The organism is Kitasatospora sp. NPDC002551, from assembly GCF_040296005.1.
In the GTDB taxonomy this organism is placed as follows: domain Bacteria; phylum Actinomycetota; class Actinomycetes; order Streptomycetales; family Streptomycetaceae; genus Kitasatospora.
Window position 1 is genome coordinate 1 of record NZ_JBEOWI010000104.1, and the last position, 12,717, is coordinate 12,717.

Genomic DNA, 12,717 nt, shown 5'->3' on the forward strand with positions numbered 1-12,717 from the left:
CGGGGGGGAGCGCGCGCCCGGCGGCGGGGGGGCGCCCCGCCACGGGGGGGCCCGCCCCCCGGCCCGGGGGCCGGGGGGCGGCCGTTCGCCCGGGCCGTCAGTAGAACCGGCCGCCGTAGAACGGCGCGTAGTAGAGCGCGTAGCGGTCGCGGAAGTCGGGCCCCAGGTCGCTCTCGGCCGCGCCCATGGTGGGGCTCTCCTTGATCTCGTCCTTGGTCCGGTCGATGTACACGGTCTTCTCGCCGATCTCGACGCGGATGACCGTTCCGGCCGGGAGCAGCACCAGCCGGCCGAAGATCCACGGCCCGGTGTCGACGACCAGGTACTGCGATCCCACCTCCTCGGACAGCTTGTCCACCTTGCCGACGGAGCCGTCGACGGCCTCCACGTGGAACCCGATGAGGTCGGTGCCGGCGGTGTGGCCGGCCGTGTCCCGGAACTGCCAGAGGTTGACGTCCTCGCCCATGTGTCCTGCTCCCTTCCGTCGTGGGTCCGCTGCGCCCCGCCGCCGCGGGTGCGCGGTGCTCGGATGCCCCGGACCGCGCGGACCATGCCACCCGCGGCAGGTGTGGGCGCGGCGAGCCGGGAAAGACGGGCCGCGGGCCGGGCGCTCGCGCCCCGGCGTCCACGAGGAGAGACGCGAGAGGGGAGCGGGACATGGGGTGGAGTCTGGTGCGGCTGGCGCTCGCGGGCCTGGCGGCGGTCGTCCTCGCGTACGGCGCGGACCGGGCCGCGCTGGCGCTGTCCCGGCGGCCGGCCGCCCGCGGCCGCACCACCGGCGTGCCGCGCGTCCTGGCCCGTTGCCGCCGGCCGCTGCTGGCGCTGACGGCCTGCCTGCTGGTGCTCGGCGCGCTGCCGTGGATCGACGCGCCGCTCGCCGCCCGCGACGACCTGCGCCACCTGGTGCTGATCGCCGCCATCGTCAGCGGCGGCTGGCTGGGCGCCCGGGTGGTGGTGCTGCTCGTGAACGGCACGGTGCGCCTCGCCGTGCACCGCCGTGACCCGGCGTGGGCGGGCCGGGCCCGGACCCAGGCGGACCTGCTGGGCCGGATCTGCCAGGCGGTGATCGGGCTGGTGACGCTGGGCGCCGTCCTGATGACCTTTCCGGCGGTGCGCGGCATCGGCACCAGCCTGCTCGCCTCGGCGGGCCTGGTCGGCGTGGTGGCGGGCGTGGCGGCGCAGAGCACCCTCGCCAACGTCTTCGCCGGCGTCCAGATGGCCTTCGGCGACCTCGCCAGGATCGGGGACGTCGTGGTGGTCGCGGGGGAGTGGGGCACGGTCGAGGAGATCACCCTCACCGCGGTGGTGATCGCGACCTGGGACCAGCGGCGGATCGTGATGCCGATGTCGTACTTCGTCGGCCGCCCGTTCGAGAACTGGTCGCGCCGGTCCAGCCGGATCACCGGCACGGCGCTGCTCCACCTCGACCACCACGCCCCGGTCGGCAAGCTGCGCGAGGAGTTCGACGCCTTCCTGGCCGGCCACCCGCTCTGGGACGGCGAGGGCAGCGCCCTCCAGGTCGTCGACACCACGCCCACCACCATCGTGGTGCGGGCACTGGCCACCGCCGCGAACGCCGACCACGCCTACGAACTGCGCTGCCAGCTGCGCGAGCACCTGATCGGCTACCTGCGCGACCACCACCCGTACGCCCTGCCGCGCGTCTCGGTGACGGAGGCCCCCGGCGCCCGCCCGGACGCGGCCCGCCCGGGCACCGCGGGCCCGGCCTCCACCGGGCCGTAGGCGGCCCGCTCACCGGCCCCGACCGGGAGCGGCCCCGCCGTCCCGATCCCCGCCGTCCCGATCCCCGCCGTTCCGATCCCCGTCGTCCGGGTCGTGGAAGGAGACGTCGACCCGCTGCTCGGGCCGCCGTTCCTCCTGCCGGGCGACCGAGGCGAGCACCTGCTCGTCGGCCTCGGTCAGCGGCGGCTGGAGCAGGCTGCGCGGCCACAGCCGGCGCGCGAGCACCACGTCGGTCTCCGCGGCGTACACGGTGATCTGCGCGGTCAGGTAGAGCCAGGAGAGCAGGCCGATCACGGTCGCGAAGAAGCCGTACACCTGCCCGGCGTGCCGCAGCTGGTGCGCGACCAGCAGCGAGCCGAAGGCCTGCAGCGCGGTGAACAGCGGTCCGGCCAGCAGGCAGCCCGGCCACAGCGCCCGGGTCGGCACGTCCTTCGGGGTGAGCACCCGGAAGCACGCCAGGCACAGGGCGGAGTTCAGCAGCGCCGAGACGACCAGGGCCCCGATCCGCGCGGGCAGCCCGCCCAGCGTGGTGCCGACCAGCGCGGCGCCGGCCGTGGTCAGCACCAGCCCGCCGCCCAGGACGGCGAACAGCAGCAGCCCGCGCGCCAGCCGGGGGAAGTACCCGGGCCGCCGCACGCCCGGCACGTTCCAGATCTCGGCCATCGCGTGCTGGAGCACCTGGGTGACGCCGAGCGCGCCGTAGAGCAGGCCGAGCACGCCGATCACCAGCGCCGGGCCGCTGCCCTGGAGCGAGTGGGTGCTCTGGCGCAGTTGGTCGCCGATGATCGGGAAGTCGGCGAGCGCGGAGTCCACCACGGCCTGCTGCGCCTCCGGGTGGCCGTGCAGGACGAAGCCGAGGACGGTGCTGAGCAGGAGCAGCAGCGGGACGAGCGCGACGAAGCCGTAGTAGGTGAGCAGCGCGCAGAGCAGGCCGCCGCGGTCGTCCCCGTACTTCTTGACGACACCGACGACGACGGCGGGCGGACGGTGGCGCTGCTGGAGGCCGTCCAGCGCGCGCAGGGCGCGTTCGATCGGGTTCACGCGGGCGCGTCTGCCCCCGGATCGGGACGTTAGCCCCGCCGGAACCGGGGAAGCCGAGCGCCGGCGAACACGGCGACCGCGAGGAGGCGGACACGGTGGACCGGCCGGAACGGACGGCGGACGGGCGGCGGCGGGGCCGCGCCGGACCGGTGACGCCGCACGGCGTCGCCCTGTGGCTGCGCGGCCGCGCCTGGGAGGCGCTGTGCGGCGGGCGGCCCCGCAGTGTGCTGACCCTCGGCCTGCTGTCGCTGGCCCTGCTGACGGCCGGACTGCGCGGTTGCGCCCCGGAGGTGTTCTGGACGGCGCTGGCCGGCTGGGCCGGGCTCATCGGGGCGGCCTTCGGCCTGCTGCGCGGTTGCCGCCGGGCGGATTGACCCGGCGAGCCCCGGGCACGCGCGAAGCGACCGGAGGAATCCGCGACGAGGCGAGGAGACGACGGTGGAGGACATCCCGCAGGGCGGCGCGGGTGGCGTGCCGCTGCACCATGACACCGGCGACGAAGGCACCGACGGGCCGGAGGGCGACGCGACCACCGTCGAACCCGGCCGGGCCCGGCGGCTGGATCCCGACGAGCCCGACGAGTCCGACGAGTCCGACGTGGACGACCCGGACGGCGATCCCGACGGCGGTGACCCGGACGACCGGCCCTGACCGGCCCGAGGGAGTGCGGCGGGCGCACGGTGCGGCACCGTGCGCCGGCCTCGCGGGTCAGTCGATCGCGCTGAGGACCTCGCCGAGGTCGACGAACTTGAAGCCGGTGGCCTCGCGGTCGCCGTCGGCGGGGGTTTCCTCTCCGTCCTGGACGACGAGCAGGCCGTTCGGGTAGCGCGCGCCGAGGGGGGCGTTGAGGGCGGCGGCGCCGTCGCAGACCTCGGAGCCGTCGAGGGCGGTGGAGGCGGCGGTGATGCGGAAGGCGCCTTCGAATTCGTTGTCGTCGTCGCGCTCGCGGTCGTAGGCGACGAAGGTGTCGTCGCCCTGGCTGGAGGCGAGCAGGTAGCCGTCGCCGTCCGGCTCGGTGACCAGGGTGAGCCCTTCGACGTCGGCGCTCAGGCGCTTGCCGCCGTAGCCGGGGTCGGCGCCGGGGGTGCACTCCTCGGTCTGCTCGTCGTAGGTGCCGGGGACGCCGTACTCGCGCACCTTGTCGATCAGGGTCGGCGTGCCGGTCAGTCCGGCGTCGATGCGCCAGATGCCGACGTCCTCCTGCCCCGCGTACAGGGTGCCGTCGGCGGGGTCGACGACCATGCCCTCGACCTGGGGCAGTTCGCCCGGTTCGGCGCAGGGCGTCCAGGTGGCGCCGTTGGGCAGGCGGAAGGAGGACGGCAGGTCGATCGTGCGGACCTGGCGGTAGTCGACCGTGCCGGCGGGGGTGGCGACCAGTTCCAGCAGGGCGATCCGGGTCCTGTTGCGCTGGCTGACCAGGGCGTAGGAGCGGCCGGTCCTGCGGTCGGTCCAGGTGGCCAGGCCGTAGGCGGTCTTCTGGTCGTTGATCTCGGCCTGGTCGGCGGAGAACACGGGCCGCACACCCGCGTCCGTCACGTCGGTGAGCGGGCCGCCGGGCTTGTCCCGGTCGATGCGGTAGATCCGCAGCCGGTCGTTGCCGCGGTCGCTGACCACCGCCACGTCCGCGCGGGCGCCGGCCAGCCGCAGGCCCTGCACCAGGTCGACGTTGTTGAAGCGCCCGGGCTTGTCGTCGGTGCCCGGTCCGGCCGGGGCGGGGACCGACTGGACCTGGTGGGCGTCCAGGTCGTAGACCCGCAGGCCGCCCTGCTTGGCGGTGGCGATCACCAGGCTGCGGCCCGGGTCGGCGGCGTTGCGCCAGATCGCCGGGTCGTCCGCGTTGGCGTTGCCACCGGCCTCGTCGTCGTACAGCGGCGCGGTCTCGGCCTTCGGCCGGACGCCGGCGACCGAGGAGGCCTGCGCCGGAAGGGCGACGGAGGCCGCGAGTGCCGTACAGAGCACGAGCATGGACGCGCGAGCGGCCAGACGGATCGTCATGTTTCTTCCTTCATGAGGGATTTGCCCTGGCAGGGAAAACGATCACGGTGCCAACGGTCATGTCCGCGACGAAGTGGTGGCCGGTAGGTGAACACGTCGCGAAAGCCCGTGGAGCTGAGCCGGGCCGGCCCGGCGGGATGCTCGTGCCCGGCGGTGTCAGCCGCGCCGTCCCGCCCACAGCACCGCGCCCGCGACGGCCGTGACGGCGACGACTGCCAGGGCCGGGCCGCCGAGGGTGAGCAGGCGTTCGAGGGAGGTCGCCGCGGCGTAGCCGATGCCGGCCTCGGCGGCGGCCCACAGGCCGGCGGCGCTCGCGCTGTAGGGGGCGATGGCGCGGTAGGGCAGGCGGGTGGCGCCCGCGAGGTGCGGGGTGAGGGTGCGGACGACGGGCACGAAGCGGCTGAGGAAGACGGCCCGGCCGGCATGGCGGGCCATGAGGGTCTCGGCGCGCTGCCAGGCCGCGGCCGGGACGCGGCGGCCGACGCCGCCGGCGCGCAGACGGCCGCCCAGGACGCCTCCGGTGCGGTGGGCGAGGTAGTCGCCCGCGACCGCTGCCGCGGCGGCGGCCGCGATGACGAGGGGCAGGCTGACGGAACCGGCCCGGGCCATGGCGCCGGAGGTCAGCAGCAGGGCGAGGGTGGGGGTGAACGCGCCCAGCAGCAGAACCGATTCGGCGCAGACCACCGCGGCCAGCAGTGCGTACACGGCGGGCGGCGGCAGGTGGGCGAGGGCGTCGGTCAGGAAGTTCACCACAGCACACCATCCCCCTGGGCGCGGGGCACGCCGAGCGGGGTGGCGAGCGGACGCACGCGGTCGGCGGGGCTCTCGGGGCGCCGCAGTTCCCACACGTGGGCGGGGGGCAGGTTGGCGAGCACCGTCCAGCGGCCGGTGGCGTAGCGGTGCTGGTAGGCGGTCATGATCTCGTCGACGGTGGCGTGGCGGCGGGCCTCGGCGCGGGAGGCGAACAGGGTGCGGGCGCGGCGGGTGCCGAGGTAGGCGAAGTAGGAGAGGGTGCCGCCGGGGTGCAGGAGGTCCAGGTAGCGGGCCATGATCCGCTCCACCTGCTCGGGGGTGAAGTTGGTCAGCGGCAGGCCGGAGACGACGACGTCGTAGCGCCGGTCGGTGGCCAGGTCCTCGACCAGGGCCTGGTGGACGGTGACCCGGGTGTGCCGGGCGGCGGGGGCGGTGTCGACGAGGTGGTCGAGGCGGGCGGTGAAGCGGGGGTTGGCCTCGACGACGTCCAGACGGCTGCCGCGGGGAAGCCGGGACAGCAGGGCGCGGGTGACGGCGCCGGTGCCGGCCCCGGCCTCCAGCACGGCGAGCGGGCGCGGGGACCGCGCGCGGACGGGGTCGGTCAGGCTGCGGGCCAGGGCCTGGCCGGAGGGGGCGACCGCGCCGGTGGTGCGCAGGTCGCGGACGGCTTCGCGCAGGAACGCCCAGCCGTCGGTGCGGACCGGCCCGGCTGCGGAGGCGGGGGCGGTGCGGGCGGGGGTGTGGGTCATGGATTCGACGGTAGGAACCGGCGGACCTCACCGGTTCGGCCGTTGTGCGACGCTCACCCCCTACGAAAGTCGGGGGCACACCATAGCCGGTCGTCGCGGGCCCACGGTGCCGCGCGTCCCCACGATCGGCAGGGTGAGGACACGATCAGCGCCCGGCCGGGCGACCGGCCGCTGCTTCGCACCGACGGCGTCACCGGGGCCGGGGGAGCCGGTGGCGGTCGCCTCACCGCTCCGGCCGGACGGTGGAGGCGACCAGCTGCTCGGCCAGCCGTTCCCGGCCGCCCTCCTGGTACCAGCGGCGCTGGCGGTCCGCGCCGCTGCCCTCGCGCTCGAAGGCCCGCCACAGTTCCGCGATCCGTTCCGTGTCCCCGGTGGCCTCCAGCCCCGGGGCGAGGTGGGCGCGGAACTCCCCGACCACCTCGGCGGCCGGCCGGGCCGTCCCGTCGAGCGGGGAGACCAGCCTGCCGCGCGGGCCGGTCCGGGCGGCGTGCCAGGTGGCGGCGCGCAGCAGTTCGTCGGGGACGGCCGGGCGCGGATGCCCGGCCCGCTCGTCCAGCACGGCCCGTACCACCAGGGCGCGGACCAGACCGGCGAACAGCTCGGCGTCGGAGACCGTCAGCTGGACGTCGGCGGCGCGCACCTCCACCGTCGGGTAGCGGGCGGACAGCCGGGCGTGCCAGTAGAGCTGGCCCTCGTCGGCGACCGCGCCCGCCGCCAGCAGGGCGGCCACCCGCCGCCGGTGGTCGGCGGCGTCGGCGAAGGCGGGCGGCGGGCCGCTGACCGCCCACTGGTCGAAGTGGACCGTCCGCCAGCTGGCGAAACGGGTGTCCCGGCCCCGGAAGTAGGGCGAGTTGGCGGAGAGCGCGATCAGCACCGGCAGCCAGGGGCGCAGCCGCACCAGGGCGCCCACGCGCTCCTCCTCGTCCTCGATGCCGACGTGCACGTGCATGCCGTTGAGCATCAGGTCGTCGACCAGCGCGGGCGCCTGCCGGCGGGCCCGGCGGTAGCGGGTGCCGTCGGTCACGGGCACCGGGTCGTCCAGTCCGAACGGCGCCGCACCGACCGGGACGACCCGGCACCCGTGCTGCGCGGCGGCCGAGGTCAGCCCGGCGCGCACCCGCGACAGGTGCCGGACCACCGCCGGGAGGTCCTCGCAGACCGGGGTGGCCGTCTCCACCTGGACCTGGAGCAGCTCGTGCTGGGCCTCCTCCGGCCGCAGCGCCGGCGCGAGGTCGGCCGCCGCCAGCACCTCGGCGGCCCGGGGGAGCGGGGTGCCGTCCCGAGGATCGATCAGCAGGTACTCTTCCTCGACTCCGAGTGTCAGCATGAACCGCCGTTACCCGGAACCGCGCGTTCCACGCCCCACCCGCTGCACGCCCCCGGCGAGCGGCGTCACACGGCGTCGGGAAGCGGGGCCTCGGCGGAGCGGGCCCGGCCCGCCGCCGGGTCGTGGTCCGGACGGCGGGTGCGCTCCGCCCGGGCCGCGAAGAACGCGCCCAGCGGCAGCCAGCCGTGTGCCCGGGACATGGGACCGCCGTCGTCAGGACCACCGGGGCCGGCGCCGGCCCCGGTGGTCCTGACCACCTGTCATCCGCGCACGGGGCGCCTCACCGCCGGTACCGCTGCGCCACGGCCGCGAAGGCCGCCTTGGGCTCCCAGTCCATGTCGGGGTAGGTCCGCCCCCGGCGTCCTTCGAGGAGTTTGACGATGCCCAGGCCGGCCCGGTCCAGGTCGTCCCTGGGGTCGCCTTCCGGACGGTGCGGGTAGCCGGGCAGGGCGAACAGGAACACGAACGCGCTGTCCACGCCCTCGGTCTCGAAGATCTCCAGCAGTTCGGTCAGGTAGGCGGCCTGGCCGGCCTCGTCGCGCTCGTACACGCCGTTCAGCCGGACGGGGGCCCTGGTGTGCGGGTCGTACTCGACCACGTCCAGCACCCGGCCGCCGCGGTCTCCCGCGCCGCGGTAGGCCGCGGTGCCGAACCCGGTGATGGCGAGCGGCTTCGGTCCCCGGGCCAGGGTCCGCACCGCTTCCCGGAACCGGTCGGCGACCTCGGCGGAGCGGAGCAGCTCGAACGTCGTGATGTCGAAGGGGGTCCAGTCGACCTGCTCGAACTGGATGGACGCGTAGGTGAGCCTGCCCCGGAAGCGTTCGCGCACCGCCGCCGCGGCCTCGCCGAGGAAGGCGTTGAGGCGCACACCGAGCTCGCGCATCGCCCCGGCCCGCCGCTCGGGGCGGCCCAGCAGCCGCTCGACCCGCTCCTCGGGGCTCGCTCCGGGCAGGAATCCGTGGTTCATCACGCTCAGCTCGACCCCCGCGACGAACACGACCTCGGCCCCCTGCCGCCGGATCCGTTCCGCCCGCTCGGCGCAGTCGCGGAAGAGCGTGAGGATCCGCTCCGGATCCAGCTCCAGCGGATAGGGCGAGAACCAGACCTCCAGGCCGAGCCCGGCGGCGGCAGCGGCGGCCAGCTCCAGCCGTTCCGGGTCGCCGCCGATGATCTGGACCGCGTTGCAGTGCAGGTCGTCGCGGATGACGGCGAGCTCGCGCCGGACCACCGCGGGATCGAAGTCCTCGCGGGATGTCCGGCCGTGCACGACGAATCCGGTGTCGTAGGTCATTCCCCTGGCCCTCATGCGGACGCCCTCCCAGTCGTTCTCGCTCGGTCCCGGTCGAGGCTGACAGGAAAAATGCGCGCACGCAAGTTTGCGTGCGCGCATCGCGGCATGGGAGGCTGGCGCCGTGACGACACCACCACCGGGGCTGCGGGAACGGAAGAAGCGGGCCACGCGCGTGGCGCTGCGCGAGGCGGCGCTGCGCCTGGCCGTGGAGCGCGGCCCGGACCAGGTGCGGGTCGAGGACATCGCCGAGGCGGCCGGGGTCTCGCCGCGCACCTACAACAACTACTTCGCCAGCCGCGAGCAGGCGATCGTCTCGGCCGTCACCGCGGACCGGGAGGCGCGGATCGCGGCGGCGGTCGCGGCCCGGCCCGCGGACGTGCGGCTGGCCGACGCCGTCACCGACGCCGTGGTCGAGCAGTACGCGCACGCCGGTGAGCACGACCCCCGGGCGCTGCTGCTGATCATCACCCGGACCGCGCTGCGCGAGGCGTTCCTGGACGCCACCGCCGGCATCGAGCCCCCGCTCGCGGCCGTGCTCGCCGAGCGCCTGGGAGACACCGGAGCGCCCACGGCCCGCGTTCTCGCGGCGAGCGCGGCCGCCGCGGTCCGCATCGCGCTGGAGGGCTGGCTGCGGCCGGCCGGGAGCGCCGAGGCTGCCGGGAGCCTCGGCGCCGCGGGATTCGTCGTCCCGGCCGGCTCATTGGCCGAGCGGCTCCGCGCGGCGCTCTCCCCGCTCGCGCCCGCGTTCGACGCCGCCGAGCGGCTCAGCCGGACGGCGTGACCGGGGACCGCATGCCGAGCCACTGCTCGGAGCCCCAGGCCTCGAAGCGTTCCACCTCGGTGAAGCCCAGCTTCGCCGCGAGGCGCATCGAGGCGGCGTTGGCGCTCTGGGTGGTGAGCACCACCGGCTCGCCGGGAAGGACGCCGGCGAGCCAGCCGAGCGCCGCCGCGCACGCCTCGGCGGCGTATCCGCGCCCCCAGGCCCGCGGCAGGAACAGATAGCCGAGATCGGCCTTGCCCGCGGCGGCCGGCCGGCGGTGCCCCGTCGCCCTCCTGAGCAGGACGTGGCCGATCATCGACCCGTCGAGCTCGACGGCGAAGCTCCCGGGCCACTGCTCGGGCGCCCCGGACAGCTCACGCTCCACCTCGTCGCGTGGCCGCGGACCGCCGAGGTAGGTGTGCACCTGCGGCGAGGCGAGCAGCTCGACGAACGCCGCCCGGTCCCGGGCCTCGGGCCGGCGGAGCACCAGTCGCTCGGTCCTGATCGGCTCGGGCGGCCACGGCACGGATCCAAGTTCGTCCATCCGGCCAGGCTAACAGGCGGTCAGATCCGTTGGGACGGCCGCTCCTGGACCTTCTCGCCCTCGCCCTCGGTGTCGATGTGGGGGAGGATCCGGTCGAGGAAGCGCGGGGTCCACCAGGCGGCGGCGCCGAGCAGGGTCATCACGGCGGGCACCAGCAGCAGGCGCACGACCGTGGCGTCGACGAGCACGCTGACGGCGAGGCCGAGGCCCATCATCTTGATGACGATGTTGTCGCTGACGATGAACGCGGCGAACACGCTGACCATGATCAGCGCGGCGCAGGAGATCACCCGGGCGGTGATCTCCAGGGCGTGCGCGACGGCGTCGTGCGGGCGGCCGGTGCGCAGCCACGCCTCGTGGACGCGTGAGAGCAGGAAGATCTCGTAGTCCATGCTCAGCCCGAAGACGATGGCGAACATCATCATCGGCACGTAGCTCTCGATCGGCACCTTCCCGGCCACCCCGAGCGCCGGGCCGCCCCAGCCCCACTGGAAGACCGCCACCACGACCCCGTACGAGGCCGCGATCGACAGCAGGTTCAGCACGGCGGCCTTGACGGCGACCAGCAGGCCGCGGAAGACGGCGAGGATGATCAGGAAGGCGAGCCCGACCACCACCGCGATGATCAGCACCAGCCGGCTGGAGACGATGTTCAGGAAGTCCACCTGGGCCGCGGTGTTGCCGGTCACGTAGGTTTCGGCGCCGGTGCCGGCCACCGCGTCCGGCAGCACGGTGTCCGACAGCCGGTTCACCAGGTCGGTGGTGGCGCGGTCCTGGGGCGCGGTGGTCGGGACGACGGTGTCGAAGAGCACCACGCCGTCCGGGCTGGTCTGCAGCGGGCTGACGCTCGCCGCGCCGGGCAGGCCGGTGAGGGCCTGCTGCACGGAGGCCTGGACGGCGGGGCGCTCGCCGGCGGCCACGGCGCTCTGGTCGACGACCAGGGTGAGCGGCCCGTTGGACCCGGGGCCGAAGGCCTGTGACATCAGGTCGTAGGCGCGGCGGTCGGTGAAGTCGGTGGAGTCGGCGCCGTCGTCGATGTGGCCGAGCTGGATGGAGAACAGCGGGATCGCCAGCACCCCGAGCACCACCACCCCGGCGACCAGGAAGCGCCAGGGGTGCGCCTCGACCCGCCGGGCGTAGCGGTGCCAGGCACCGGTGGTCTCCTCGCCCCAGGCGCCGCCGGTCTCGGCGATCGGGTGGCGCACCGAGACGCGGTCCATGTGGCGGCCCATCATGCCCATCAGGGCGGGCAGCAGGGTGAGCGCGCCCAGCACCGCCGACACCACGGTGACGCCGGCGGCGGCCCCGAGCTTGGCGATGAAGGAGATTCCGGAGACCGACAGCCCGGACAGCGCGATGATCACGGTGCAGCCGGAGACCAGCACCGCGCGGCCGCTGGTGGCCACCGCCTGCCCGGCGGAGGCGACCGGGTCCACGCCGTCCATGAGGTTCTGGCGGTGCCGGGTGAGCAGGAACAGCGCGTAGTCGATGCCGACGCCGATGCCGATCATGGTCGCCAGCGTCGGCGCGACCGTCGCGAAGGTGGACAGGGCCGCGATCAGCCCGAGCACGCCGAGGCCGACCACCGCCGCGAACAGCGCGGTCAGCAGCGGCAGTCCGGCCGCCACCAGGCTGCCGAAGCCCACCAGCAGCACCACGATCGCCACCGCGAAGCCGATCGCCTCGCTGGACCGGTCGTCCGGCGCCGGCCTGGCCAGCTCGCCCAGCGGCCCGCCGTACTCCACCTGCACCCCGGCGGACCGCAGCGGGGCGACGGCGGCGTCCACGCCCGCCAGGTAGTCCTCGCCGAGCAGGGTGGGGTTGGTGTCGAAGCGGACGGTGATGTAGCCGGTCAGCCCGTCGGCGGCGAGCGGTCCGCCGGGCGGCGCGGGCTGCCCCGGCGGCGGCAGCGGGCTCTGCGCGCCCAGTACGTGCGGCAGTTGCCCCAGCGCGGAGACGGCCTGGCTGATCTGTGGCTGGAAGCCGGTCAGCGGCTGGGCGTCGTGCAGCACCACCTGGGAGCTGGTGCCCGCGGCGGCCGGCTCGTGCGCCTGCAGCACGTCCTTGCCCTGCTGGGCCTGGGTGCCGGGGAGTGAGAAGTCGTCCGAGTAGGTGCCGCCGACCGTCTTGTTGGCGGCCTGGACGGCGGCCAGCGCCACGATCCACAGCACGATCACCAGCAGCGAGTGGCGCGCGCACCACTCGCCCAGCCGGCGAAGGCCCGCGCGTCTGGCCGTCGGCGCGGCGGCCGGCGAGGAGCGGCGGTCGGACGGCGGCATGGACGGCTCCCGGGTCTCCTGGCGCGGCTGTGCGCCGATCCGGCGCAGCGTTCCCCGCGGGCCGCCCCGCGCACCGGTACCGGCGGGTAGTCGCCCCGTCGGCGGTGCGCGGTGCCCCGGGTACCCGGCGCCCCCGGTGCGCGGCGTGCGCCCGGGGGGGGGGGGTGACACCCCCGGGCGGAGACCCCCAGGGGGGCCGCGCCGCCCGCGCCCCCACCCCCCCCCACCGCGCCCC

The 12,717-nt window shown here is 75.4% G+C and carries 14 protein-coding genes; 4 read left to right on the forward strand and 10 right to left on the reverse strand.

The features are described 5' to 3' along the window. Positions 1 to 97 precede the first annotated feature (97 nt). A complete protein-coding gene (locus ABT093_RS39470; RefSeq protein ID WP_350572329.1) occupies positions 98 to 466 on the reverse strand; it encodes a PRC-barrel domain-containing protein in 369 nt (122 codons plus the stop codon). Positions 467 to 657: 191 nt separating this feature from the next. On the opposite strand from ABT093_RS39470, the gene ABT093_RS39475 reads away from it, so the two are divergent. Beyond that, positions 658 to 1,743 (forward strand): mechanosensitive ion channel family protein, encoded by a 1,086-nt coding sequence (locus ABT093_RS39475; protein WP_350572330.1) that lies wholly within the window; start codon positions 658 to 660, stop codon positions 1,741 to 1,743. A 9-nt stretch (positions 1,744 to 1,752) separates the two neighbouring features. Here ABT093_RS39475 and ABT093_RS39480 read toward each other — a convergent pair whose 3' ends face one another. Beyond that, the gene (locus ABT093_RS39480; RefSeq protein ID WP_350572331.1) at positions 1,753 to 2,784 is read right to left on the reverse strand and encodes a YihY/virulence factor BrkB family protein; all 1,032 of its coding nucleotides are present in this window, start codon (positions 2,782 to 2,784) and stop codon (positions 1,753 to 1,755) included. A gap of 95 nt (positions 2,785 to 2,879) precedes the next feature. On the opposite strand from ABT093_RS39480, the gene ABT093_RS39485 reads away from it, so the two are divergent. Next, positions 2,880 to 3,158: a hypothetical protein gene (locus ABT093_RS39485; protein ID WP_350572332.1), complete on the forward strand. Its 279-nt coding sequence runs from the start codon at positions 2,880 to 2,882 to the stop codon at positions 3,156 to 3,158. A gap of 64 nt (positions 3,159 to 3,222) precedes the next feature. After that, complete coding sequence (locus ABT093_RS39490) at positions 3,223 to 3,435, forward strand: hypothetical protein (protein ID WP_350572333.1); 213 nt, start codon at positions 3,223 to 3,225, stop codon at positions 3,433 to 3,435. Positions 3,436 to 3,492: 57 nt separating this feature from the next. Here ABT093_RS39490 and ABT093_RS39495 read toward each other — a convergent pair whose 3' ends face one another. The 6 genes from ABT093_RS39495 to ABT093_RS39520 all read right to left on the reverse strand — a co-directional run bounded on the left by ABT093_RS39495 (position 3,493) and on the right by ABT093_RS39520 (position 8,899). Beyond that, complete coding sequence (locus ABT093_RS39495) at positions 3,493 to 4,779, reverse strand: phytase (protein WP_350572334.1); 1,287 nt, start codon at positions 4,777 to 4,779, stop codon at positions 3,493 to 3,495. Between the two features lie 156 nt (positions 4,780 to 4,935). Then, the gene (locus ABT093_RS39500) at positions 4,936 to 5,529 is read right to left on the reverse strand and encodes a DedA family protein (RefSeq protein ID WP_350572335.1); all 594 of its coding nucleotides are present in this window, start codon (positions 5,527 to 5,529) and stop codon (positions 4,936 to 4,938) included. After that, positions 5,526 to 6,281 carry a class I SAM-dependent methyltransferase gene (locus ABT093_RS39505; RefSeq protein WP_350572336.1) on the reverse strand — a complete coding sequence of 252 codons (756 nt, stop codon included), beginning with the start codon at positions 6,279 to 6,281 and terminating at the stop codon, positions 5,526 to 5,528. The genes ABT093_RS39500 and ABT093_RS39505 overlap by 4 nt, the downstream gene beginning before the upstream one ends. 223 nt (positions 6,282 to 6,504) lie before the next feature. Continuing rightward, positions 6,505 to 7,608, reverse strand: a complete 1,104-nt coding sequence (locus tag ABT093_RS39510; protein WP_350572337.1) for a carboxylate-amine ligase — start codon at positions 7,606 to 7,608, stop codon at positions 6,505 to 6,507. A 65-nt stretch (positions 7,609 to 7,673) separates the two neighbouring features. After that, positions 7,674 to 7,808 carry a hypothetical protein gene (locus ABT093_RS39515; protein ID WP_350572338.1) on the reverse strand — a complete coding sequence of 45 codons (135 nt, stop codon included), beginning with the start codon at positions 7,806 to 7,808 and terminating at the stop codon, positions 7,674 to 7,676. An 80-nt stretch (positions 7,809 to 7,888) separates the two neighbouring features. After that, positions 7,889 to 8,899 (reverse strand): vWA domain-containing protein, encoded by a 1,011-nt coding sequence (locus ABT093_RS39520; protein WP_350572339.1) that lies wholly within the window; start codon positions 8,897 to 8,899, stop codon positions 7,889 to 7,891. 121 nt (positions 8,900 to 9,020) lie between these two features. On the opposite strand from ABT093_RS39520, the gene ABT093_RS39525 reads away from it, so the two are divergent. Next, positions 9,021 to 9,680: a TetR/AcrR family transcriptional regulator gene (locus tag ABT093_RS39525; protein WP_350572340.1), complete on the forward strand. Its 660-nt coding sequence runs from the start codon at positions 9,021 to 9,023 to the stop codon at positions 9,678 to 9,680. Here the strand turns inward: ABT093_RS39525 and ABT093_RS39530 are convergent. Continuing rightward, positions 9,664 to 10,203, reverse strand: a complete 540-nt coding sequence (locus tag ABT093_RS39530) for a GNAT family N-acetyltransferase (protein ID WP_350572341.1) — start codon at positions 10,201 to 10,203, stop codon at positions 9,664 to 9,666. The two genes, ABT093_RS39525 and ABT093_RS39530, sit on opposite strands and share 17 nt — an antisense overlap. 20 nt (positions 10,204 to 10,223) lie before the next feature. Beyond that, positions 10,224 to 12,482 (reverse strand): MMPL family transporter, encoded by a 2,259-nt coding sequence (locus ABT093_RS39535; protein WP_350572342.1) that lies wholly within the window; start codon positions 12,480 to 12,482, stop codon positions 10,224 to 10,226. Positions 12,483 to 12,717: the final 235 nt, after the last annotated feature.